We start from the raw sequence: 23,470 nt of genomic DNA on the forward strand, positions 1-23,470 counted from the left end.
TGAATATGCCGAACGGACGAAGTTCCTTCGTAGTGGTGGCCAACCGGCTGCCGGTCGACCGGATCGAGATGCCCGACGGCAGTACGGCGTGGCGGCGCAGCCCAGGTGGTCTCGTCACCGCCCTGGCCCCGGTGATGCAGCGGGCCCACGGTGCGTGGATCGGCTGGACCGGCAGCGCCGACGAGAAGGTCGACCCGTTCGAGAACGACGGCATGCACCTGGTCCCGGTGATGCTGTCGGCCGAGGACGTTCAGCTGTACTACGAGGGCTTCTCGAACGCTACGCTCTGGCCGCTGTACCACGACGTGATCGTGGCGCCGGAGTTCCATCGTGAGTGGTGGGAGTCGTACGTCGCGGTGAACCGGCGGTTCGCCGAGGCCGCGGCGGACGCCGCCGAGGACAATGCCGACGTCTGGGTGCACGATTATCAGCTGCAGCTGGTTCCGGCGATGCTGCGCCGGCTGCGTCCGGACGTCCGGATCGGCTTCTTCCTGCACATTCCGTTCCCGCCGACCGAGCTGTTCGCGCAGATGCCGTGGCGGCGACAGATCCTGGACGGGCTGATGGGTGCGGATCTGGTCGGTTTCCAGAGGCCTGGGGCGGCGTCGAACTTCGCCCGCCTGGCCCGCAACCGGATGGGCCTGCGGACCCGCGGCGACCGCATCCACCTGCCGGACGACCGGATCGTCCGGGCCAAGGCGTTCCCGATCTCCATCGACGTCGGCGAGCTCGAACAGCTGGCCCGCCAGCCGGAGACCGAGCAGCGCGCCCGCGAGATCCGCAAGGAGGTCGGCGATCCGGCGCACATCCTGCTCGGAGTGGACCGGCTCGACTACACCAAGGGCATCCGGCAACGGCTGCGTGCGTTCGGCGAACTGCTGGACGAGAAGCGCATCTCCGTCGACGACGCGGTGTTCGTCCAGGTGGCGACACCGTCGCGGGAGCGGGTCGAGCAGTACCGGGTACTGCGCGACGAGATCGAGCTGCTGGTCGGCCGGATCAACGGCGAGCACGGCCGGATCGGTACTCCGGCGATCAACTACCAGCACACGTCGTACTCGCGGACCGAGATGGCCGCGCTGTTCCGGGCCGCCGACGTGGCGGTGGTGACGCCGCTGCGCGACGGCATGAACCTGGTCGCCAAGGAGTACGTCGCCTGCCGGTACGACGACACCGGCGCGCTGGTGCTGAGCGAGTTCGCCGGCGCCGCGGACGAGTTCCGGCAGGCGTTCCTGGTGAACCCGCACGACATCAACGGGATGAAGGACACCATCGTCGACGCGATGAACACCGACGACCGCCAGCTCGGCCGCCGGATGAAGGCGATGCGCAAGCACCTGGCCGCACACGACGTGAACGTCTGGGCCCAGTCCTTCCTGAAGGCGCTGCATGACGACGACTGACGGCCGGGTGCTCGCGCTCGACCTCGGCACGTCGTCGTCGCGCGCCCTGGTACTGACGGCCGGCGACGCCACGCCGGTCCCGGGCGCACTGGCCCGGCACAAGATCTCCCCCACCTACGGCACCGGCGGCTCGGCGACGATCGACCTGCACGAGTACGTCGAGGGCCTGCTGGGCTGCCTGGACGAACTGCAGCAGAACGGGCACCTGGACGACATCGGTGCGATCGTGGTCTCGTCGCAGTGGCACTCGATCGTTGCCCTGGACAACAAGGGTGACGCGCTGACGCCGGTTGTCACCTGGGCGGACACGCGGTCGGTCCACCTGGACCTGGGCTCGTCGTTCGACGAACACGCCTTCCACGCCCGCACCGGGTCCTGGCTGCACCGCCTCTACTGGACGCGGCGGATCCCTTGGCTGCTGTCCGAGGGATCCCCGGCCTGCTTCGCCGGTCTGCCCGATCTGGTGATCGAGCGCTTGACCGGCGAGCGGGTCACGTCGGTGTCGATCGCCTCCGGTACTGGGACCCTCGACCTCGCCACCGGCGAGTACGACGAGGAGGCGTTGGAGATCGCCGGAGTCAAGGCCGATCGGTTGCCGTCGATCGTGCCGACCGGCTGGACCGCGCACTTGTCCGCCGAGTACGGACGCCGGTGGCCCGGGCTGGTCGGCGTACCGGTGCATCCGCCGACCGGCGACGGCGCCGCGTCGAACGTCGGGACCGGTGGGTACGACGAGACGACCGCTGCGGTGACTGTGGGGACGTCGGCCGCGGTGCGGGTGGTGCATCCGATCGACGGTGCACCAGAGCTTCCGTGGGAGCTGTGGCGGTACCGCGTCGACGACAAGCGGGCAGTGACCGGGATGGCGTTCTCGGCCGCGGGGAACCTGCATGCGTGGCTGACCGGCGTACTGCAGTTGACCTCGGACGAGCCGACCGGTGTGGAGATCGGAGGGTCGCGGGTGATCGCGATCCCGTTCCAGGCCGGGACCAGGCCGCCGGCGACGGTGCCGAGCGGATCCGGGGTGTACTTCGGTCTGTCCTTCGACGACACCGCGGAGGACCTGTTGGCCGCCTCGATGCAGGGCGCGTCGCTGGAGGTCGACCGCGGGCTGCGGCTGCTGGACTCGCTGTTCGGGCGTGAGCTGTCCGTCGTCCTCGGTGGCGGCGGCATCGACGCCTCTGCTTGGTGGCGCCGCTGCCTCACCGCGACCTTCGCCCGGCCCACCACGGTCTGCGCCGAAGCCGAGGTCGGCGCGCGCGGCGCTGCAGCCGTGGCGCTCGGCCTGTCACCACAGCCCGGCGGCGAACACCTCACACCGGTCAAGGCCGACGTCGATCGCGTCGCCGCGCTCCGTCCGCGCTACGAAGCGCTACGCGAGCTGGCAGTGCAGGCCTCGGCGCTCTAGGTGGTGAGGATCTTCTCGGCCAGATCGGCGTAGCTCCAGCCGTGGGCAGCGGCCTCTCGCGGGACGAGGCTGACTGGAGCCAAGCCCGGCAGAGCGTTCACCTCCAGGCAGTACGGGCTGCCAGACGCGTCGCAGCGGAAGTCCGCCCGAGAGTACGCCGGAGACCCGAGCGCGTCGTGAGCAGTGCGCGCCAACTCCTGCAGCCGGGCAGCGAAGTCCGGCGTCACCTCGGCCGGACAGATCTCCCGCACAGCCCCCGGCTGATACTTCGCCTCGTAGTCGAAGATCGCCGTGGACAGCTCGATCTCGACCACCGGCAGGACCTGATCGCCGACGACACCGACGGTGAACTCACGGCCGGGCAGGAACGGCTCGACCAGGAGGTCGGTCCGCGGCGTGATCGCGGCGAGCTCCTCGAGGGTCCGGACCTGGCGGACATCGACGCTCGAGCCGTCCGCGATCGGCTTCACGACGACCGGACCGGCGTCCAGGAACTCCTTCACCCGATCCGGCAGCCCGACGCCCGGCCGGAGTACGACTCGCTCGGCGACCGGTACGCCGTACGCGCCGAGGAGCGCCTGGCAGCGGTCCTTCTGCCAGCTGAGCGCACAGGTCGCACTGCCCGCGCCGGTGAACGAGATGCGGGCCATCTCCAGCAGCGCCTGGACGTGACCGTCCTCGCTCCAGCCGCCGATCAGCCCCATGAAGACCCGGTCCGCCGCGCGCATCCGGCGCAGTACGTCGCCCCCGGTGAGAGCGCCGTACATCCGCTCCCGCCAGAGCGGCTGCTGGTCCATCGCAGGCGGTGTCTTCGGGATCGGGTACGACGTACCGTTCCCCTCCACCCGCTCCGCGAGCACCGGCTCGGCCGCGGCTGGGTCGATCACCGACACCTCGTGGCCGCGCTCGGTCAGCGCACCCGCCAAAGCCCAGCCACCGGACAGCGAGACGTCTCGCTCCGAGCTCTCACCACCACACAGCATCACCACACGCATGAGCCGCCCTCCTCTGGGACAGTCTGACGCCCTCAACACCTCGGGAGTTGGGTGACCGCCGCCACTGACAGGATCCGGGCCTGCCTGGATCATGACGCGCATGCTGCGCGAGATGATTCCATGCTGAGAGAGATGATGCGGGCCAAGGTCCACCGGGCGACGGTGACGCAGGCGGACCTGCACTACGTCGGGTCGTGCACGCTGGACGCGGACCTGATGGATGCCGCCGATCTGCTGGCCGGCGAGAAGGTGGACATCGTCGACATCACCAACGGTCAGCGGCTGTCGACGTACCTGATCGAAGGGCCGCGCGGGTCCGGGGTGGTGGGGATCAACGGGGCCGCCGCGCACCTGATCCATCCGGGCGATCTGGTCATCCTGATCGCCTACGGGATGTTCGACACCAGCGAGGCGAAGGTCTTCCAACCGAGCGTAGTCTTCGTGGACGAGCACAATGCGATCACCCGCATCGGCTCGGACCCCGCCGAGGCGCTGCCTGACACCGGCACGCTGCGGGGCGACCAACTGCACACCCCGCGCTGAGACAGGACTGGTCCAGGATGACCGAACCCGGCGAGACCACCGCTGACACCACCGCCGCCACGACCGGCGAAGCCGCACCGAAGACCGCGTCGCACGACAACGAGCCGAACCCGAAGCTGCGCGCGTTCATGAACTCGGGCTGGGCCGACTCGGAGCGACACGACGTGACGCTCAGCGATGTCGGTGTGTGGGCGTCCAAGCGGCGGGACGCGCTGTCGCAGGCGTTCCCGGGTGAGCGACTGGTCATCCCGGCCGGCACCTACAAGGTCCGTTCGAACGACACCGACTTCGTCTTCCGCCCGCACACCGACTACGTCTGGCTGGCGGGCGACCAGACCTCCGACGCCGTACTGGTGCTCGAGCCGAACGGCACCAGCGGCCACGACTCGGTGCTGTACTTCCGGCCCCGCGCGGACCGCAGCGAGGGCGAGGAGTTCTGGCGCGACCGGATGTACGGCGAGCTGTGGGCCGGCCGGCGTCCGTCGCTGACCGAGACCGCCAAGGAGTTCGGGGTCGAGACCCGGCACGTCGACCAGCTCGCGGACGCACTCAAGGGCGACGTACCCACCCGGGTCCGGCGGGGCGAGGACGAGTCGATCGCGTCGCTGCTGAGCGGCGCCCGGAGGGACGACCTCAAGGACAACGAGCTGGCCGCCACGCTGTCCGAGCTGCGGCTGGTCAAGGACCCGTTCGAGCTCGAGCAGCTCCGGGACGCGGTCGCGATCACGCACCGCGGCTTCTCCGACGTCCTCGCCGAGATGGACAAGGTCCGCGAGTACGGCGAACGCTGGATCGAGGGCACGTTCTTCCGCCGGGCCCGGGCCGAGGGCAACGATCTCGGCTACAGCTCGATCGCCGCGTCCGGACCGCACGCGACCACGCTGCACTGGATCGAGAACGACGGCACCGTCGACAACGGCACGATGATGCTGCTCGACATGGGCGTCGAGAACCGCCAGCTGTACACCGCCGACATCACCCGCACGCTGCCGGTGAACGGCGAGTTCACCCCGCGCCAGCGCGAGCTCTACCAACTGGTGCTGGACGCGCAGAACGCCGGCATCGCGGCGGTCAAGCCCGGTGCGCACTTCCGCGCCGCGCATGAGGCGGCGATGGAGGTCATCGTCCACGGCCTCGACGCGATGGGCCTGCTGCCAGTCTCGGCTGAGGAGGCGCTCGACCCGGAGAGCATGCTCTACCAGCGCTACACGCTGCACGGCGTCAGCCACATGCTCGGGCTGGACGTGCACGACTGCTCGGCGGCGCGGTCGGAGAAGTATCGCAAGGGCGAGCTGAAGACCGGCTACGTGCTGACGGTCGAGCCGGGCCTGTACTTCCAGGCCGACGACCTGACCGTGCCGGAGGACCTGCGCGGCATCGGCATCCGGATCGAGGACGACATCCTCGTCACCGACGACGGCGCCGAGAACCTCTCCGACGCAATGCCCCGCGACGTCGAGGGCATCCACAATTGGATGGCTTCCTAGAGAACAACCGAAGGGGGCCGCACCGGGATCGGTGCGGCCCCCTTCGCTTGTCTACCTACCAGATCCGGACGCGCTCCTCCGGGGCGAGCCACATGCCGTCGCCTTCGGTGCTGTTGAAGGTCTGGTGGAACTGGTCGATGTTCTTCACCACCGCGTTGCAGCGGAACTCGGGCGGTGAGTGCGGGTCGATCGCGAGCCGCCGCGCAGCCTCTTCCGGCCGGGTCTTGGTCGACCAGGCGTGGGCCCAGGAGGTGAAGAACCGCTGCCCGTCGGCCTGCGAGGGCTCGGCGCCGTCGAGCGACAACTGGTAGGCGACGTACGCGATCGAGAGGCCGCCCAGGTCGCCGATGTTCTCGCCGAGGGTGAGCTTGCCGTTCACATGCTGCCCGGGCGTCTCGGCCGGCTCGAGGGCGTCGTACTGCGCGACGAGCTTGTCGGTGCGCTGCTCGAACGCGGTCCGGTCGTCGTCGGTCCACCAGTCGTTCAGGTTGCCGTCGCCGTCGTACCGCGAGCCCTGGTCGTCGAAACCGTGGCCGATCTCGTGCCCGATCACCGCGCCGATCGCGCCGTAGTTGACCGCGTCGTCGGCGTCGGCGTCGAAGAACGGCGGCTGCAGGATGCCGGCCGGGAAGACGATCTCGTTCATCGGCGGGTTGTAGTACGCGTTGACCGTCTGCGGCGTCATCTTCCACTCGGTCCGGTCCATCGGCTGACCGAGCTTGGCCAGGTCACGCGCGGTCTCCACCGCGACCGACCGGCGGACGTTGCCGAACAGGTCGGCCGGGTCGATCTCGAGCCCGCTGTAGTCCTTCCACTTGTCCGGGTAGCCGATCTTCGGCATGAACTTGCCGAGCTTGTCCAGCGCGCGCTGCCGGGTGTCCGCGCCCATCCAGTCAAGCGTTTCGATCCGCTGCCGGTACGCCTCGACGAGGTTCTGCACGAGCTCGACCATCCGGGCCTTCGCGGCCGGCGGGAAATGCTCGGCGACGTACAGCTGGCCGAGCGCCTCGCCCAGCGCCTGCTCGACCACACCGACGCCGCGCTTCCAACGCTCGCGCAGCTCCGGGGCACCGGTCAGAGTCGTGCCGTAGAAGGCGAAGTTCTCGTCGACGAACGCCCTGCTGAGCAACGGCGCCGCGCTGTGCACGATCCGCCAGCTGAGCCACTCCTTCCAGCGGTCCAGCCCGGCGTCCTGCACGGCCGCGGCGGCTCCGGTGAAGAAGTCCGGCTCGCGGACGACGACCTGCTCGAAGGCACTCTCCGGTACGCCGGCACCCGCCAGCCACACCGACCAGTCGAACTCGGGGGCCAGTGCCTCGAGGCCGGACCGGTCGACCTTGTTGTAGGTCAGCGTGACGTCGCGGTTCTTCACCCGGTCCCAGTGGTGGCCGGCGATCCGCGTCTCCAGCTCCATGATCCGCTCGGCGGACCCGGCCGGGTCGGGCAGTCCGGCCAGCTCCAGCATCCGCGCGACATGCGCGACGTACGCCGTCCGCTCGCCGGCGAAGTTGTCCTCGCGGTAGTACGACTCGTCGGGGAGGCTGAGTCCGCCCTGCATCAGGTACACGACGTACTCGTCGGACTTCTTCGCGTCCGCGTCGACCCAGTAGTGGAACAGACCCGGCACGCCCTGCAGCTCGAGTTGCCCGAGCGCCGACACCAGGCCGGGGACGTCCTCGATCGCACGGACCAGGGCCAGCTGCTCGGCGATCGGCTCGGCGCCGAGACGCTCGATCGTGTCCTCGTCCATGAAGCTGGCGTACAGGTCGCCGATCTTGCGCGCCTCGCTGCCGTCCGGGTGCCCGGCCGCGGCGGTCTTCTCGACGATCGCGCGGACGTCCTGCTCGGCGGTGTCCCACAGCGCGTGGAAGGCGCCGTAGATGGCCTTGTCCGCCGGAATCTCGTGCTCGGCCAGCCATTGCCCGTTCGCGTGCCGGTACAGATCGTCCTGCGGGCGCACCGTGCCGGAACTGTCGATCCCTGCTGTCATCCCTGCCCCTTGTTCCCGAAGTCGAGTTGCTGCCAGTGACAGTACCCGTTCGCACCGACCAGAATTTGAACCATCCACAGGGATGCGCCGTTGTCCCTGTAAAGGACATCGGATCAGGAGGGCCCGCCCATGTCTAACCTTGTCCGCCGGGTCACCACAGTGCTGAGCGTGCCCGCTCTGCTACTGGGCATGGTGAGTTCGCCGGCCGACGCTGCCCCGGCCAAGACCCACACCACGACGCAGACCACGACCAAGTTCCCGACCCGGATCGAGCTGCCGGACGGGTTCCAGCCGGAAGGCATCGCGATCGCCGGCGGCAAGGCGTTCTTCGGCTCCCGGGTGGACGGTGACATCTACCGGGCGGACCTGAGGACCGGGACCGGGACGGTGTTCAGCCAGGGACCGGGCACCGCCTCCCTGGGGATGAAGGTGGACCGCTCCGGACGGCTGTGGGTGGCCGGCGCCGGCGGCGGCAACGGCCGTGTGGTCGACCTCCGCACCGGCCGCATCCTCAAGAGCTACACGTTCACCACCTCGACCACGACGTTCGTGAACGACGTGATCCTGAGCAAGGACGCGGCCTGGTTCACCGACTCGCAGCAGCCGGTGCTCTACAAGGTCCCGTTCGGCCGCCACGGCCGGCTGGCCGGGCAGTCCGCGGTGAAGACCGTCCCGCTCAGCGGCGACTACCAGCACAGCGCCGGCGCCACCAACGCGAACGGCATCTCACTGACCCCGGACGGCCGCGGCCTGATCATCGTGCAGTCGTCGACCGGCTTCCTGTTCCGGGTCGACCCGCGCACCGGCGTGACCAAGCGGGTAGATCTCGGCACCGAGGTGATGACGAACGGCGACGGCCTGCTGCTGATCGGCAAGACCCTGTACGTCGTCCAGAACCGGCTGAACACGATCGCGGTCGTCAGCCTGAACTCCGCCGGCACCATGGGGATGGTGGACCGGCGCATCACCAGTGCCGACTTCGACGTACCGACCACTGCGGCGGCTTTCGGGGACCGGCTCTACCTGCCGAACGCACGGTTCACCACGCCGCCTGAGCCGACCACGCCGTACTGGGCCACCGCCGTCGACATCTCGGCGATGAAGCACTCGGCCGACGACGGCCAGTGCGATCCGATCCGGTTCCTGAAGGGGTGATCGGGGGTCAGGAAACGGTCCGGAGGTCACCTCGTGCGGCAGCCTTGAGGCGGCTGCCGCACGAGAGGCGGACGGAGTAGCCGGCCGGGATCGCCAGCGGTTCGCCGGTCTGCGGGTTGCGGCCGGTGCGCGGTGCGCGCAGGACCCGCTCGATGCTCAGCAGACCGGTCAGCGACACCTTGTCGCCCTTGTGCACGGCCTCGGTGACGACGTCGCCCAGCGCGTCGAGGACCTTCTCGGCCTGGTTCCGCGGGATGCCCGCCTTCTGCGCCACCCCGGCGACCAGCTCGTTGCGGTTCACGGCTCTCCTCCGATTCGCTAACCCTTCGATCGGCACCGTAACCGAAATGATTGTCGTTAGCGAGAAGCGCCCGGAATCCGGTCGACCGCACCGGAGCGGGAACTTCGCCGGCGGGGCCGGCGTCTTGCTTTGCTCAGAGTCCGTCCCGGTCGTGCCAGTGGTTCTGCCAGCGCGCGTCGACGGCGTCGTCGGCTCGTTGGTAGCGAATGTCGGTGGAGAGCCGCATGCCGGTGGACACGTTGTCGAGGGCCGCGTGGATGGTGTGCGCGGTGTGGATCACGACGTCTCCGGCCGCATAGTCGGTGACCAGCCAGTTCGCGTCGTACTCCTCGGCCAGGCCCGGCAGGTCGGCGGTCATGGATGCTGCAGGTCGCTTGAGTCGTTCTGAGGCCTCGTCCGCGAGGACTCTGTGGTGGCTGCGTTCCAGATAGGTCAGGCCGCCGCGGCTGACCGGGCACTCGCCCAGTGGGATCCACGCCGACAGCACCTGGTCACTGCCCCCACGCAGGTAGACCAGGTCGTAGTGGGCCTGCGTCGCCGTACCGATGCCGTTCTCGCCCGGTGCGGTCTGCCGGATGATCTTCCGCTTGTGCAGGAAGGGGTCACCACCCAGGAACCACTCGAACCACCCCTTCAGTCCCGGCTGCGTGCAGAAGGCGGCGTACTCGGCTCCTGGCACGATCTGACCGAACAGGACCTTCCGGTACGTCGCCCGCTCGGTCACCGACCCGATGAGCCCGAAGTAGTAACGCCGGAACGCCAGCACCTCCTCGGGATCCAGCAGTCCGGTCAGGTACAGGTACCCGTCCCGCTGCAACCTCTCCCGCAACCGCGGCCGGTCCCGACGCTCCCGCTCCGGTACGACGCTCAGCTCACCGAGCCGCCGCTCATCCAGCACATACCCGTTCGAAGTCAGCACACGTCCATTGCATCCGGGCCGGGGCCGCACAGGAATGGACAGCCGGGACCCGATTCTTGGACTCTTGTGTCATGCCGAACTGGTCGATCTACCTGACCCCTGGCGTTCCTGAGCGCGAACTTGGACTCTTCTGCCTCGGCGCCGGCGAACAGGACCACCCGCCTGAGGCACCTCCGGAGCGGGCGCTCGGCTGCCACGCTGTGGTCTGGATCAAAGAGGGCCGCGGGCAGTTGCTGTACGGCCCCAACCGCCGGCTGCACGAGGTGAAGGCGCCCGCGATGCTCTGGCTCTATCCCGGCGTACTGCACGGCTACCGACCCACGACTCGCTGGCGTCAGGCGTGGGCGTTGTTCAGCGGTCCGGCCACCGCGGCACTCACCACACTGGGCCATCTCGACCCGTCCGAGCCCGTACGACGGTATGCCGACGCGCGCCCAGTCGACCGCGCGTTCACCCGGCTGCTGCGGGTCAGTACGACGCATGACGCCGTACAGACAGTGGCTGCGCTGTATGAGCTTCTGGCGGCTGCCGCACCGCCGCGTGCTGATGATGTGGCCGGGCGATTGGGTGAGTTGGCGTGTACGCCGATGAGCATTCAGGACTACGCCACTGAGCTCGGGCTGACCGTGAAGGAGTTGCGCGAGGCAGTCCGTCGTACCACTGGCTCCACGCCGCAGGAACTGGTCCTGACCACAAGACTCAACACTGCAAAGGTTTTGCTCGCCGAGGAGGACCTGCCCGTTGCCGTGGTCGCCCGGCAGGTCGGGTACGACGATCCGGCGTACTTCACGCGCTTGTTCACCACCCGGGTAGGGCTTTCGCCCGGCGGGTTCCGGCGTTCTGGTTCGGTTTCGGGCCCGATTTCCTCCTTCCGGAGGAGGCGGGATCGACTTTCCGCCAGGTAAAACCGTTCAGTGGGGTGACGTGCACCGGCACCCGGCACCGCTACGGTCGTGGGTATGAGTCAACCGCAGCCCAACGACCCACGTTACGTGAGCCGGCCGCCGCAGGCACGACCGAAGAAGCGGCGCAACTGGTTCCTCCGGACCGTCGGACTGATCGTCCTGCTGTTCATCCTCATGCTCGTCGCGGTCCCGCTCTACGCCTGGAGCCGGATCGACAAGATCGACGCGATGCCGACCGGCGACCGGCCGGCCGAAACCCCTGGAACGACGTACCTGATGGTCGGCTCCGACGCCCGCGAGGACCTCAGCCGTGCTGAGCGGGCCCGGCTGCACACCGGCTCCGACAGCGGTGCGCGGACCGACACGATCATGATCATGCACGTACCCGACTCCGGACCGACGGCGCTGATCAGTGTCCCGCGCGACAGCGCAGTGACCATCCCGGGGATGAAGGGCAAGCACAAGATCAACGCTGCCTTCAACAAGGGCCCGGCGCTGCTGATCGAGACCCTCGAGAACGCGACCGGCCTGCGGATCGACCACTACGTGGAGGTCGGCTTCGGTGGTTTCGCCTCGGTCATCGACAGTGTCGGCGGGATCAAGATGTGTTTGCCCAAGGCAATGAAAGACAAGGACGCGCATATCGACCTGCCGGCCGGCTGCCAGGAACTCGACGGTGTGAACGCGCTTGGGTACGTCAGGTCCCGGAAGGCCGACGGCAACAACGACTTCGGCCGGGTGGAGCGGCAGCGCGCGATGGTCGGTGCGGTGGCGAAGAAGGCCAGCTCGCCGTCGACGTTCCTCAACCCGGTGCGCTACTTCAACGTCGCCACCAAGGGCGTGGACGCGTTGACCGTCGACAACGACATGAGCCTGTTCGACTTCATCCGCTTCGCCCGCGGGATGCGCGCGGTCTCCGGTACCGGCGGCGTCACCCTGACCGTCCCGATCAGCGACGACAACTATCGCCTGTCCGACGGCAGCGTCGCGGTCAGGTGGGACCAGAAGAAGGCCCTGGCGCTCTTCAACGCCCTCAAGCAGGACAACACAACCGGCCTCAAGAGCGCTTGACCGTCCTCGTCCATGCGGTAGTGAGTCTGGGCATGCTCGTCGTCGTACCGCTCGGCCTCACCCTCCTCCCGACGCGAACCACCAGCACTCGCTGGTGGTTCGCGTTCGCCATCCCCGGGGCACTCGCCCTCTGGCTGCCGCGCGGCACGGTCTCCATCATCCTGGCTTCGATCTACCTCGCCGGCACGCTCGTGCTCATCACCCTGGCTGGCCGCCATCTCCTGCAGCACAAGGCGATCCGCCCTCGCGAGATCGCGCTCTACACGGCGTTGGCGACACCATCCATTGCCGCGCTCGCGTTGGTCGCCGAGCGCTCGTCGTACGAGCTGTTCGGCTTCAACCTGACGGTGCTGTCCCTCACCGTCGCGCACTTCCACTTCGCAGGCTTCGCAGCGGCGTTGATCGCCTATCTGGTGGCGGAGTCGGAGACCTGGGCGACCACAGTGGCGGCCGTGAGCGTGCCGGTCGGCACTGGGATCGTCCTGCTCGGCTTCTTCGTCGGCGACTCGGTGGAGCTCGCGGGTGCCGCCGTACTGACCGCGGGGATGTGGTTGGTCGGTTGGAACCTCTGGCGACGGTCGCGGCAGGCCGGCCGGGCCACCGCCGCCCTGCTGATCGTCTCTGCGTCGGTCCTCGTGGTGACGATGGTGCTGGCGCTGACTTGGGCCTTGGGGCATGTCGCTGGTACGCCGTACCTACCGTTGGAGTGGATGGTTGCGACACACGGTCTGGCGAACGCGGTCGGGTTCGCGTTGTGCGGGGTACTGGCGTGGCGACGGGTGATGGAAGGGGTTCGATGAGGCTGGAGGATCTGGCCGGGCTGCGGTTCAACTACGACGTGGTCGGGTCGACGCGGTACGACGAGACGCCGCAGGGGTACCACCGGCTCGAGTACCGGGAGCAGATCGGCGTGGGCGACGAGGTGTTCCGGCGAGCCGGTGAGGCGCTGCTCGGATGGCGCATGCATCGCGCCGCCGGACTGCCGATGACGGCGACCGACACCCCGCCGTCCATCGGCACGAACAGCCTCGGCAGGCTGGGCGCCGGCATGCTCGTCGGCCGCCTTCGCACCCTGTCCCCGGTCGGCCTGCTCGGCTTCCCCGTCCCGTGCCGCGTCGTCTGGACCGTCGACGAACCCGACCGCATCGGCTTCGCCTACGGCACTCTCGAAGGCCACCCCGAGTCCGGTGAGGAATCCTTCGTAGTCACCCGAGACCCCGACGGCATCCACTTCACCGTCCGCGCCTACAGCCGCCCCGCCACCTGGTACACCCGCTTCGGCGGCCCCGCCACCCGCAAAGCCCAACACCTGGCCGCCCGCCGCTACACCAACGTCCTCCGCCGGCTGGCCACCCCATAGCAAAGGCCCCGCAAGCTCATACCTTTGCGGGGCCGCCCCCTTTGTACCCGGTGTGACAAGGCTGCGGGCTGACCAACACGCGAACAGGTGTCGGCAACCCGAGGTGCGGGGGTGGATCGGGTACTGCGAAACTGTGGCGGGTGAGCCCGAAGACGTTGACGGATTTGGTGGCGCCGGACTGGGCGGAAGCGCTGGCGCCGGTCGAGGAGACGGTCGCACGGATGGGTGAGTTCCTCCGGGCGGAGATCGCGGCCGGGCGGCCGTACCTGCCGGCCGGGGAGAACGTGCTGCGCGCGTTCAAGAGTCCGTTGCAGCAGGTCAAAGTGCTGATCGTCGGCCAGGATCCGTACCCGACACCCGGCCACCCGGTCGGGCTCAGCTTCTCGGTCGCGCCGGATGTCCGGCCGATCCCGCGCAGCCTGGCCAACATCTACCGCGAGCTGATGGCGGACGTCGGCGTACCGGCTCCGTCGAACGGCGACCTGACGCCGTGGGCCGACCAAGGCGTGCTGATGCTCAACAGAGTGCTGACCGTGCAGCCGGGCAAGTCCGGCGCGCACCGCGGCAAGGGCTGGGAGACCGTCACCGAGCAAGCTATCCATGCGCTGGTGAACCGCGGCGGCCCTCTGGTCGCGATCCTGTGGGGCCGCGACGCCCAGACCCTCAAGCCGATGCTCGGCAGTACGCCGTACGTCGAGAGCGCGCACCCGAGTCCGATGTCGGCCGATCGCGGCTTCTTCGGCTCCCGCCCGTTCAGCCGTGTCAACGCCCTCCTGGTCGAGCAGGGCGCCACCCCGATCGACTGGCGCCTCCCCTAGCCGTCCAACGGTACGACCACCAATCCAGTACGACCAGCAATCCAGTACGACGACAACGCGCCGGACCCACGCGGTCACGGCGCGTTTCATCGTTCTCCGAAGAAACTTGTTCGAATGATGCATTGCAGGATCGTTCAACAATCTCTTATGGTGGCCGGACTCGCGTCAATCGATGCAACACCGTTCCGTCCCCGGGAGGAACCATGTGGGTTCTGCTCGCCATCGCGGTGGTCGTCGTCGGGTTCGCCCTGCGGCTGAACTCGATGCTGGTCGTGACCGCGGCCGGCATCGTGGCCGGCCTGATCGGCGGCCTGTCACCGGTCAAGATCCTGAACGCGTTCGGCGACGGCTTCGCCGGCAGCCGGTCCGTCACCGTCTTCATCGTCACGCTGCCCGTGATCGGGCTGATCGAGCGCTACGGCCTGCAACACCAGGCCCGCAAGCTGATCGGCAAGCTGAAAGTCATGACCACCGGCCGGCTGCTGGCCGTCTACCTGCTGATCCGGCAAGGTACGGCGGCGCTCGGTCTGACCAGCATCGGTGGTCCCGCCCAAGCGGTCCGGCCGCTCATCCATCCGATGGCCGCCGGCGCCGCGGAGCGCCGCTACGGCTCGCTCTCGGAGCGGGTCCAGGAGAAGATCAAGGGCTTCGCCGCCAGCGCCGACACGGTCGGGCTGTTCTTCGGCGAGGACATCTTCGTCGCGATCGGCTCGATCCTGCTGATCACCGGCTTCGTCGACACGACGTACGGGCTGCACCTGGAGGCGATCGACATCGCACTCTGGGCGATCCCGACCGGCATCTGCGCGCTGCTCATCCACGGCGTCCGGCTGTTCCTGCTGGATCGCCAGCTGGACAAGCTCGCGGCCGAGGACCGGGCGAACGCGAAGGAGGTGGCGCAGTGATCAAGGTCGAGTGGTTCTACTGGCTCTGCGGCATCTTCTTCGTCCTGATCGCGGCGCAGGTGATCAACGACCGCAGCAACCCCAAGCGGATCGGCTCCGCCGCGTTCTGGGGCATCCTCGGTCTCTCGTTCGGCTACGGCACGTTCGTGGTGAACAAGCAGGCGCCGTCCTGGCTGCTCGGCATCGCGGTGATCGGACTGGCGCTGCTGGCCGGAGCCGGCTTCCCCGGCCGGGGCAAGGAGCGAACCACGGGCCCGGAGGAGCGGATGCGCTTCGCCGACCGGTTCGGCAACAAGCTCTTCCTGCCGGCACTGGTGATCCCGGTGGTCGCCGCGATCTTCGGTGCCTGGCTCGCCAAGGTGCACGTGGGTGACGGCAAACTCCTGCTGCAGTCCGGCTCGGCCACCATCATCGGCCTCGGCGTCGCGTCGCTGCTGGCGCTCGCGGTCGGCATGGTGCTGCTCAAGCCCAAGTCCCCCGCGGTCCCGATGCACGAGGGACGGCGGCTGCTCGAGCACATCGGCTGGACCGCGATCCTGCCGCAGATGCTCGCCACGCTCGGCCTGCTCTTCAACGCCTCCGGCGTCGGCACGGCGGTCGGCCGAGTGACCGACCACCTGATCCCGAAGGGCTCGCTGATCGCGGCGGTCGCCCTGTACTGCATCGGGATGGCGGTCTTCACGATCATCATGGGCAACGCGTTCGCCGCATTCCCGGTGATGACGGCGGCGGTCGGCTGGCCGCTGCTGGTGCAGCAGTTCGACGGTACTCCGGCGGTCGTGTTCGCGATCGGCATGCTGGCCGGCTTCTGCGGCACTCTGTGTACGCCGATGGCCGCCAACTTCAACCTGGTCCCGGCGGCACTGCTCGAGATGAAGGACCAGTACGGCCCGATCAAGGCGCAGGTCCCGACCGCGGTTCCCTTGCTGGCCTGCAACATCGTCCTGATGTACGTCTTCGCGTTCTAGTGTCCCGTAAGCGACACTGAAGGGAGTCCTATGAAGTACGCCGCCGCTTGGTCCGCCATTGCCTGTCAGGTGCTCGAAACCCCGTACCCGTACGGTTCCGCCCACGCGTCGGCGAGTCCGGACGACGTGGACGTGACCCCGGACCGGTTGCATCCGGCGTTCCACGGCTCGTACGACTGGCACTCCAGTGCACACATGCAGTGGTCCCTGGTCCGGTTGCTCACGCTGGCACCGGACCAGGCCGGCCATCGCCCGATCGAGGTGCTCGACCAACGACTCACCCCGGAGGCGATCGCGACCGAGGCGGCGTACCTGCGCGATCATCCGTCGTACGAACGCCCGTACGGCTGGGCCTGGGCGGCGATGCTGGTCGCGGCCGCGCAGAAGTTGCCCCAGGCAAAGAACTGGGCGGACGCCCTCACCCCGCTCGGCGACACGATCGCCGACCTCGTGCTCGAGTGGCTGCCGCGCCAGGCCTACCCGGTCCGGCACGGCGTCCACCTGAACAGCGCGTTCGCGCTCGCCTTGCTCCTCGAGGCGTACGACGATCTCGGCCGCGCCGATGTGGTCGACGCGATCCGAGCCCGCGCGCTCGAGTGGTTCGGCGCGGATACGGCGTACGACACGCGCTTCGAGCCGTCCGGCACCGACTTCCTGTCCCCGGCGCTGACCGAGGCGGAGCTGATGCGCCACGTGCTGCCGGCCGACGAGTTCGCCACCTGGCTGACAGCTTTCCTGCCTGGCCTCGGCGGCGACGCACACCAGCACCTGCTGGAGGTGCCGATCACCGACGACTCCGGCGACGGACAGCTGGCACACCTGTCCGGCCTGGCGTTGTCCCGCGCCTGGCAGCTCCGCACCATCGCACCGGCATTGCCTGACGCCGCTGAGGTGCTACGCCACGGAGCCGACCGTCAGCTCGAGGCGGTCCTGCCGACAGTGACCGATGGCGACTTCATGTCGACGCACTGGCTCGTGTCGTTCGCCCTGCTGGCGAGTCAGGCGTAGGCACTCCCGCCCAACTGCGCCACAGCTGGGCGTACGGTCCAGCGTCGGCCAGCAGCGACTCAGGCGTACCGGACTTCACCACCCGTCCGTGGTCCAGTACGACGATCCGGTCCGCCTGCTCGGCCTGCCTCAACCGGTGTGCGACCACCGTCGCCTCATCCAGTACGGCGATCCGGGCCATCCGGTAGCGCACGCGCCCACAACCACACCGCACTCGGCTTGAGTACTCCGGCCGCAATCGCCGCCAGCGTGGTCTTCCCGGCCCGACTCCCCCCGACCAGCGACGCGTTCGACGGCGCCCGCGCCGCAGGCGGTTCTGGGGGTGGCGAAGGAGTCAGCATTGACACCCGCACCCGTCCGCCGTACGGTCTCGCGTTAATAGGAAACTTTCCTAACAGTCTTGAGGATCAGCGAGCCGACCACACGGGAGCGTCAGAGGGAGGCAGGGTTAGCTCATGGCAACGACACCCGGAACTCCCCGCCTGCTTCGCGCGATGAACGACCGCGCCGCCCTGGACCTGCTGCTGTCCCAGGGACCGCTGTCCCGCACCACCCTCGGCAACCTCACCGGCCTGTCGAAGCCGACCGCGTCGCAGCTGCTCGCCCGGCTGGAAGCCGCCGGTCTCGTCCGCGCCAGCGGCACCAGCGCCGGCCGCCCGGGACCGAACGCCCAGCTGTACGAGATCAACGGCGGCATCGCGTACGTCGCCGGCCTCGACGTCACGCCGGCCCGGATCCGCTCCGCGGTCGCCGACCTGACCGGCAACGTCGTCGGCAGCTATGAGCTGCCCACCCCGGGCCGCAGCGCCAAGGGGACCGTCGAGCGTGTGCTCAAGGCGATCGACGGCGCCGTAGGCGAGGCCGGACTGACGCGCGAGCGGTTGCGCCGCGTCGCGATCGGCACGCCGGGTGGGTTCGACCCGACCACCGGCCGGCTCCGGTACGCGACCCACCTGCCCGGCTGGCACGCCCCGCACTTGCTCGACGAGCTGGCCGCCGCGATCGCCGTTCCGCTGGAGGTCGAGAACGACGTCAACCTGGCCGCCATCGCCGAGCAGCAGATCGGCCACGCCCGGGACTCCGACAACTTCGTCCTGCTCTGGGGCGAGGAGGGCATCGGCGCGGCCGTCGTGATCAACGGCCGGCTGCACCGCGGCGCGACCGGCGGCGCCGGCGAGGTCGCCTTCCTCCCGCTGCCCGGTACGCCGCTGGTCCGCAACGTCGGTCGCAACAACGCAGGTGGTTTCCAGGAGCTCGCCGGTGGCGAACCGGTGCTGGAGCTGGCCCGCTCGCACGGCCTGAAAGCGCGCACGCCCGAGGCCGCGATCGCTGCCGCGCTCGAGAGCGAAGGTGCCGGCGACGCGGTCCTGGCCGAGTTCGCACACCGGCTCGCAGTCGGCCTCGCAGCGATCGTCGCGGTCGTCGACCCCGAGCTGATCGTGCTGGCCGGCGGTGTGATCACGGCCGGTGGTGAACGCCTGCGCGGCCTGGTCCAGGACGAGCTCGCCGATCTCGCCGTACCCCGGCCGCGGTTGCTGCTGACCGCGATCCACAGCGACCCCGTGCTCTCCGGCGCGTTGCAGTCCGCCCTGAGCACCACCCGCGACGAAGTGTTCGACACCGCAGGTCCACCCATCCCGCAGGAGCCCGGATGAAACTCACAGTCGTAGGCGGCGGATCCACCTACACGCCAGAACTCGTCGACGGTTTCGCCCGGCTGACTGACACGCTGCCGATCTCCGAGCTGGTCCTGGTCGACCCGGACGCCGACCGGCTCGAGCTTAGGCTGCGGGCTGCGTTCGCACCACCTCCGGCCGCTTGAAGGTCTCTTGATTGAGGTGTAATCATGATTACATGAGTACACAGAATGAGAGTGAACGGGTGAGAGGCTGGCTGACCGGACGGCTGCCGGCCGAGTGGTTCGAGGGTGAGCCGGAGCTGAGCATCGACCGGGACGAGATCCTGATCGTCGGGCGGATCGCGGCGCCCGAGCAGAGTGACGACGTGAGCGCGGCCGAGCGGTCGGCCGCCGAAGAGGGCCGGATCAAGCAGTACCGCGAGGACACCCGGGAACGCCGGATCGAGATCGCCCGCGAACTGGAGCACGCGACCCGCCGCAAGGTCGCCTGGGGTGTGCGGTGCGGCGAGACCCGGACGGTCTTCACGTCCCTGTCCGCGCCGGTGATGACCCGGCTCCGCCAGCCCGAGCGCCAGGTCCTCGACACTCTCGTCGACGCCGGCGTGGCCCGCTCGCGCAGCGACGCGCTCGGCTGGTGCGTGAAACTCGTCGCCCAGCACAGCGAGTCCTGGCTCGCCGACCTGCGCGACGCCATGACCAAGGTCGAGGACGTCCGCCGCGCGGGTCCCGACGCCGCGACCGACTGAGTACTCGGAGCACTACCGACACTGTGAGATCTTGATCACCCGTCGCCACGGCGGCCGCACCCCTCTGGGAGCGGCCGCCGTTGTCGTTGTGCGGAGATTGCGGGAACGTACGGGGTTCAACCTCTTGCCTACTTCGTGGGTCTATGTTCACATTGTGAGCCAGACGATGTCCGCACTGTCCCCGCGATCCCCGTTCGAAGGACTTCTGCCCCCATGACTTCTGACGTCGGAGTACTGATCAACACCGCGGTGGCGATCCTCGCCATCGTGGTCCTCATCGTCCGCTTCCGGGTCAACCCGGTGATCTCGCTGGTGGTCGGGTCGCTCTATCTCGGCCTGGTCAGCAAGCTCGGGCTGGACAAGACGGTCGAGACCATCACCAAGGGCTTCGGCGACATCATGGCCGAGGTCGGCCTGCTGATCGCCTTCGGTGTGCTGATGGGCTCGATCCTGCAGGAGCTCGGCGCGATCGAGCGCCTGGTCAAGCACCTGCTCCAACTGTTCGGCCCGAAGCGGCTTCCCTACTCGATGGCGCTCACCATCGCGACGCTGCTGCAGTCGATCTACCTCGACGTTCTGCTGGTGATCTCGGCTCCGCTGGCCAGGTCCGCGGCGAAGCGGATCGGCCCGCTGGGCAACGCCCGGATGGCGACCGCGCTGGCGATCGGCCTCGAGTGCGGCATCGTCCTGATGGTCCCCGGCGTCGGCGCGCTGGCGCTGTCCGCACTGCTGCACGTCCCGCTCGGGAAGATGCTGCTCTGGGGTCTGGTGCTGATCATCCCGACCGTGCTGATCGCGATCACGATCATGACGTTCCTGTTCCGTCGCGGCTTCTGGAACGAGGCCGTGGACGAGCAGCAGGCCGTCGCCGGCGAGGCCCTCGCGATCGACGAGGACGTGAAGGAGACCGTCACCGTCGGCGGGGGCAGCGGTTCGGCGGACGTCCGTCGTACCGGCTCGGTGGGTGGCACTGATTCGATTGGTGGCACTGGTGATGTCGCCGACGTGGACGAGACCGGTCAGCCGCCGCTGTTCGTGCTGTTCGTCCCGCTGCTGTCGGCCTTGGTGCTGATCGGTTTCGGCGCGATCGCCGAGGCCGCCGACTGGGAGAACAAGGTCGTCTCACTGATCTCGGACCCGGTCGTCGCGTTGCTGGTCGGCCTGATCGGCACCTGCCTGATCGGCCGGTACGCGATGGGACAGCCGCGGGTCGAGAAGGCGATCGCCCGCGGGTTCAAGGAGAGCGGCCAGATCCTGATCCTGACTGCGGTCGGTGGTTCGCTCGCGGCGGTGGTCGCGGCCGGCGGACTCGGCGACATCCTGCGTGGCTACTTCAGTGCGAACACCGTCGCCCCGCTCCTGGTGGTCTGGGTGATGGCCGCTGCGCTGCACATCGCAGTCGGCTCGGTCACGATCTCCGCGATCACCGCGGCCGGCATCCTGGCCCCGATCGCCCCGGCCCTCGGGCTCGACCCGGTGCTGATCGCACTGGCGGCCGGTGCAGGTTCGCTGTTCGCGGTGCACGTCACCAGCAACACCTTCTGGCTGCTGCAGGCACTGATGGGCCAGACCACCCGCGGCACGTTGAAGAGCTGCACGATCGGGGTGTCGATCGCCTCGGTGGTCGCCATCCTCCTGCTGATGCCGATCAGCCTGCTGTTCTGACCCACCAACCCTTGGAGAAGCACTGCTATGACCACGAGCGAGTCGCCGGCGCCACTGGCCGGAGTCCGGGTCCTGGAGCTGGGCAACTACATCGCCGCCCCGACGGCCGGACGCCTGCTGGCGGACTTCGGCGCCGAGGTGATCAAGGTCGAACGGCCCGGCACCGGTGACGAACTGCGCAACTGGCGGTTGTACGCCGGGACCACGTCGCTGCTCTTCCGCACGATCAACCGCAACAAGCAGTCGATCGAGCTGGATCTGCGCAGCGAGTTCGGCCGCCGGACGGTACTCGAGCTGGTCCGGCACTGCGACGTCGTACTGGAGAACTTCCGGCCGGGCACGCTCGAGGCCTGGGGCCTTGGCCCAGAGGTACTGAGCGCGGCGAACCCGGAGCTGGTGCTGACCCGGATCTCGGCGTTCGGGCAGACCGGGCCGATGTCGGACCGGCCGGGCTTCGCGGCGGTCGCCGAGGCGCACGGCGGCTTCCGCGAGCTGGTCGGCCACCCGGACCGGCCGCCGGCCCGGGTCGGCATCTCCATCGGCGACTCGATCGCCGGCCTGTACGCCGGCTTCGGCTCGGTGATGGCGCTCTTCCAGCGCGACGTCCGGCGTACGGCGGGACTGCCGCCGGCGCCGCTGACCGAGCGGGTGATCGACGTCGCGCTGAACGAGTCGATGCTGTCGATGATGGAGTCGCTGATCCCCGACTACGAGGCGTACGACGTACTGCGGGAGCGGATCGGCGGCCGGATGGAAGGCATCGCGCCGTCGAACGCGTACCTGTGCCAGGACGGCGACAGCATCATCGTGGCCGGTAACGGCGACCGGATCTTCCAGCGGCTGGTGGGGTTGATCGGTCGTGCCGATCTCGCCAATGACCCTGACCTGCGGTCGAACGCCGGCCGGTGGGCGCGGCGGGACGAGTTGGACGAGGCGATCGGTGCGTGGACGGCCGGACGGCCGGCGGCGACCGCGATCGAGGAACTCGAGGAGGCCGGCGTTCCGTGCGGGCCGATCTACACCGCGCGGGAGATCAGTCAGGACGAGCAGTACGCCGCTCGCGCGATGATCCAGCGGTTCGACGTCTCCAACGGTGCCGAGGTACTGAAGGATGTCGGCTTCCCGGGTGTGGTCCCGGTGATCGGCAAGCAATCGCTGCCGATCCGCACCCTCGGGCCGGACCTGGGCGAGCACACCGAACAGGTGCTCTCCGGGTTGCTCGGACTGACCGCCGCCGAGATCCGGCGCGGCACGCAGGACCTGGAGGAGGCGTCATGACCGTCGTACTGCGCGATGTCACGCTGCGGGACGGTCTGCAGCTCACCGGCAAGCCGTTGCCTGTGGCCCGTAAGGTCGAGATCGTCAGATCCCTGCTGTCGTTGGGAGTTCCGGCGCTCGAGATCGGTTCGATGGCGCGGCCGGACCTGGTGCCGGCGATGGACGGCACGCTCGATGTGATTCGCGAGCTGACGCCCGCGGAGCTGGAGAAGTGCTGGATCTGGGTCGCGACGCCGCGCCACGTGGCGCGGGCGGCCGAGGCAGGCGCGCGGAACTTCCAGTACTGCCTTTCGGCGTCGGACAAGCACAACCAGGCGAACCTCGGTCGCTCGACCGATGACAGCCTGGCCGCACTGCCCGAGGCGCTGGGGCTGGCGGCGGACGTCTCGGGCGACGTCCAGCTGTGTATCGCGACCGCCTTCACCTGCCCGTTCGAGGGTGAGGTCCCGCCCGGCCGGGTGCTGGACATCGTCCTCGATCCGCGGACCGACGGGACCAGTGACGTCGTACTGTGCGACACCCTCGGCCAGGCGATCCCGGAACAGGTCCACCACCTCGTCGGCCGGACGGCGGCCGTCGACGACCGGCCGATCGTTTACCACGGTCACGACACCTGGGGGCTCGGCGTGGCGAACAGCTTGGCCGCGATCGATGCCGGCGCGACCACCGTGGACGGATCGCTCGGCGGACTGGGCGGATGCCCGTTCGCGCCGGGCGCGGCCGGAAACACCGCGACCGAGGACCTGGTGTTCGCGCTCCGGCCGGAGTGGCTCACTCCGGCGAAGTTCGGCGAGCTGGTGCGGCTGGCGGGCGGGCTGCTGGCCGAGCTCGGCGAGCCGAACCGTTCCCGCGCCGGTCAGGGCGCACAGGCCAGTACGACGTCCTTCCCCTGGGCGTCGTGATCCG

At 68.8% G+C, this 23,470-nt stretch carries 24 protein-coding genes; 19 read left to right on the forward strand and 5 right to left on the reverse strand.

Annotated features, from left to right (window positions below; translation table 11 throughout):
* Positions 1–5 precede the first annotated feature (5 nt).
* Both E0H73_RS08695 and E0H73_RS08700 read left to right on the forward strand, forming a co-directional pair.
* The gene (locus E0H73_RS08695) at positions 6–1,403 is read left to right on the forward strand and encodes an alpha,alpha-trehalose-phosphate synthase (UDP-forming) (protein ID WP_131353333.1); all 1,398 of its coding nucleotides are present in this window, start codon (positions 6–8) and stop codon (positions 1,401–1,403) included.
* Positions 1,390–2,811 (forward strand): FGGY family carbohydrate kinase, encoded by a 1,422-nt coding sequence (locus E0H73_RS08700; RefSeq protein WP_131352970.1) that lies wholly within the window; start codon positions 1,390–1,392, stop codon positions 2,809–2,811. The genes E0H73_RS08695 and E0H73_RS08700 overlap by 14 nt, the downstream gene beginning before the upstream one ends.
* On the opposite strand, the gene E0H73_RS08705 is transcribed toward E0H73_RS08700, so the two are convergent.
* The gene (locus E0H73_RS08705) at positions 2,808–3,806 is read right to left on the reverse strand and encodes a D-alanine--D-alanine ligase family protein (protein WP_131352971.1); all 999 of its coding nucleotides are present in this window, start codon (positions 3,804–3,806) and stop codon (positions 2,808–2,810) included. The genes E0H73_RS08700 and E0H73_RS08705 overlap by 4 nt on opposite strands.
* A gap of 120 nt (positions 3,807–3,926) precedes the next feature.
* Here E0H73_RS08705 and panD point away from each other — a divergent pair, with 120 nt between their 5' ends.
* Together panD and E0H73_RS08715 are read left to right on the forward strand one after the other, a co-directional pair.
* Complete coding sequence (panD, locus tag E0H73_RS08710) at positions 3,927–4,349, forward strand: aspartate 1-decarboxylase (protein WP_131352972.1); 423 nt, start codon at positions 3,927–3,929, stop codon at positions 4,347–4,349.
* A gap of 17 nt (positions 4,350–4,366) precedes the next feature.
* Positions 4,367–5,836 carry an aminopeptidase P family protein gene (locus E0H73_RS08715; protein WP_131352973.1) on the forward strand — a complete coding sequence of 490 codons (1,470 nt, stop codon included), beginning with the start codon at positions 4,367–4,369 and terminating at the stop codon, positions 5,834–5,836.
* Positions 5,837–5,891: 55 nt separating this feature from the next.
* Here the strand turns inward: E0H73_RS08715 and E0H73_RS08720 are convergent, their stop codons facing one another.
* Positions 5,892–7,826 carry a M13 family metallopeptidase gene (locus E0H73_RS08720; RefSeq protein ID WP_131352974.1) on the reverse strand — a complete coding sequence of 645 codons (1,935 nt, stop codon included), beginning with the start codon at positions 7,824–7,826 and terminating at the stop codon, positions 5,892–5,894.
* Between the two features lie 129 nt (positions 7,827–7,955).
* Between E0H73_RS08720 and E0H73_RS08725 the strand changes: the two genes are divergently transcribed.
* Positions 7,956–8,981: an SMP-30/gluconolactonase/LRE family protein gene (locus E0H73_RS08725; RefSeq protein WP_131352975.1), complete on the forward strand. Its 1,026-nt coding sequence runs from the start codon at positions 7,956–7,958 to the stop codon at positions 8,979–8,981.
* A gap of 7 nt (positions 8,982–8,988) precedes the next feature.
* Here the strand turns inward: E0H73_RS08725 and E0H73_RS08730 are convergent, their stop codons facing one another.
* Positions 8,989–9,282 carry an HU family DNA-binding protein gene (locus tag E0H73_RS08730; RefSeq protein ID WP_131352976.1) on the reverse strand — a complete coding sequence of 98 codons (294 nt, stop codon included), beginning with the start codon at positions 9,280–9,282 and terminating at the stop codon, positions 8,989–8,991.
* 133 nt (positions 9,283–9,415) lie between these two features.
* Positions 9,416–10,201 carry a phytanoyl-CoA dioxygenase family protein gene (locus tag E0H73_RS08735; protein WP_131352977.1) on the reverse strand — a complete coding sequence of 262 codons (786 nt, stop codon included), beginning with the start codon at positions 10,199–10,201 and terminating at the stop codon, positions 9,416–9,418.
* Between the two features lie 71 nt (positions 10,202–10,272).
* On the opposite strand from E0H73_RS08735, the gene E0H73_RS08740 reads away from it, so the two are divergent.
* The 8 genes from E0H73_RS08740 (at position 10,273) to E0H73_RS08775 (ending at position 17,236) form a co-directional block, all read left to right on the forward strand.
* A complete protein-coding gene (locus E0H73_RS08740) occupies positions 10,273–11,106 on the forward strand; it encodes a helix-turn-helix domain-containing protein (protein ID WP_131352978.1) in 834 nt (277 codons plus the stop codon).
* Positions 11,107–11,160: 54 nt separating this feature from the next.
* Positions 11,161–12,177: an LCP family protein gene (locus tag E0H73_RS08745; RefSeq protein ID WP_131352979.1), complete on the forward strand. Its 1,017-nt coding sequence runs from the start codon at positions 11,161–11,163 to the stop codon at positions 12,175–12,177.
* 20 nt (positions 12,178–12,197) lie between these two features.
* A complete protein-coding gene (locus E0H73_RS08750) occupies positions 12,198–12,977 on the forward strand; it encodes a YndJ family protein (protein ID WP_238163894.1) in 780 nt (259 codons plus the stop codon).
* Positions 12,974–13,537: a DUF1990 family protein gene (locus E0H73_RS08755; RefSeq protein WP_131352981.1), complete on the forward strand. Its 564-nt coding sequence runs from the start codon at positions 12,974–12,976 to the stop codon at positions 13,535–13,537. The genes E0H73_RS08750 and E0H73_RS08755 overlap by 4 nt, the downstream gene beginning before the upstream one ends.
* 140 nt (positions 13,538–13,677) lie before the next feature.
* Positions 13,678–14,355 (forward strand): uracil-DNA glycosylase, encoded by a 678-nt coding sequence (locus E0H73_RS08760; RefSeq protein WP_131352982.1) that lies wholly within the window; start codon positions 13,678–13,680, stop codon positions 14,353–14,355.
* Between the two features lie 203 nt (positions 14,356–14,558).
* Positions 14,559–15,260: a DUF969 domain-containing protein gene (locus E0H73_RS08765; RefSeq protein WP_131352983.1), complete on the forward strand. Its 702-nt coding sequence runs from the start codon at positions 14,559–14,561 to the stop codon at positions 15,258–15,260.
* The gene (locus E0H73_RS08770; RefSeq protein ID WP_131352984.1) at positions 15,257–16,228 is read left to right on the forward strand and encodes a DUF979 domain-containing protein; all 972 of its coding nucleotides are present in this window, start codon (positions 15,257–15,259) and stop codon (positions 16,226–16,228) included. The genes E0H73_RS08765 and E0H73_RS08770 overlap by 4 nt, the downstream gene beginning before the upstream one ends.
* A 30-nt stretch (positions 16,229–16,258) precedes the next feature.
* On the forward strand, positions 16,259–17,236 hold the full coding sequence (locus tag E0H73_RS08775) for a DUF2891 family protein (RefSeq protein ID WP_131352985.1): 978 nt from the start codon (positions 16,259–16,261) through the stop codon (positions 17,234–17,236).
* On the opposite strand, the gene E0H73_RS08780 is transcribed toward E0H73_RS08775, so the two are convergent.
* Positions 17,184–17,429: an ABC transporter ATP-binding protein gene (locus E0H73_RS08780; RefSeq protein WP_202867264.1), complete on the reverse strand. Its 246-nt coding sequence runs from the start codon at positions 17,427–17,429 to the stop codon at positions 17,184–17,186. The two genes, E0H73_RS08775 and E0H73_RS08780, sit on opposite strands and share 53 nt — an antisense overlap.
* A 262-nt stretch (positions 17,430–17,691) precedes the next feature.
* Here E0H73_RS08780 and E0H73_RS08785 point away from each other — a divergent pair, with 262 nt between their 5' ends.
* From E0H73_RS08785 to E0H73_RS08810, 6 genes are all read left to right on the forward strand, one after another.
* Positions 17,692–18,891, forward strand: coding sequence for an ROK family transcriptional regulator (locus tag E0H73_RS08785; protein ID WP_131352986.1), 1,200 nt, complete (start codon positions 17,692–17,694; stop codon positions 18,889–18,891).
* A complete protein-coding gene (locus E0H73_RS08790; protein WP_238163895.1) occupies positions 18,888–19,058 on the forward strand; it encodes a family 4 glycosyl hydrolase in 171 nt (56 codons plus the stop codon). The genes E0H73_RS08785 and E0H73_RS08790 overlap by 4 nt, the downstream gene beginning before the upstream one ends.
* A 32-nt stretch (positions 19,059–19,090) precedes the next feature.
* Positions 19,091–19,621, forward strand: coding sequence for a hypothetical protein (locus tag E0H73_RS08795; protein ID WP_131352987.1), 531 nt, complete (start codon positions 19,091–19,093; stop codon positions 19,619–19,621).
* A 213-nt stretch (positions 19,622–19,834) separates the two neighbouring features.
* On the forward strand, positions 19,835–21,286 hold the full coding sequence (locus E0H73_RS08800; RefSeq protein ID WP_131352988.1) for a GntP family permease: 1,452 nt from the start codon (positions 19,835–19,837) through the stop codon (positions 21,284–21,286).
* A 27-nt stretch (positions 21,287–21,313) separates the two neighbouring features.
* Positions 21,314–22,564: a CaiB/BaiF CoA transferase family protein gene (locus E0H73_RS08805; RefSeq protein WP_131352989.1), complete on the forward strand. Its 1,251-nt coding sequence runs from the start codon at positions 21,314–21,316 to the stop codon at positions 22,562–22,564.
* Entirely contained in the window at positions 22,561–23,466 is a 906-nt protein-coding gene (locus E0H73_RS08810; protein ID WP_131352990.1) for a beta/alpha barrel domain-containing protein, read from the forward strand. Before E0H73_RS08805 ends, E0H73_RS08810 begins: the two co-directional genes overlap by 4 nt.
* Positions 23,467–23,470 lie beyond the last annotated feature (4 nt).

Origin of the sequence: Kribbella pittospori, assembly GCF_004331465.1 — a bacterium.
In the GTDB taxonomy this organism is placed as follows: domain Bacteria; phylum Actinomycetota; class Actinomycetes; order Propionibacteriales; family Kribbellaceae; genus Kribbella; species Kribbella pittospori.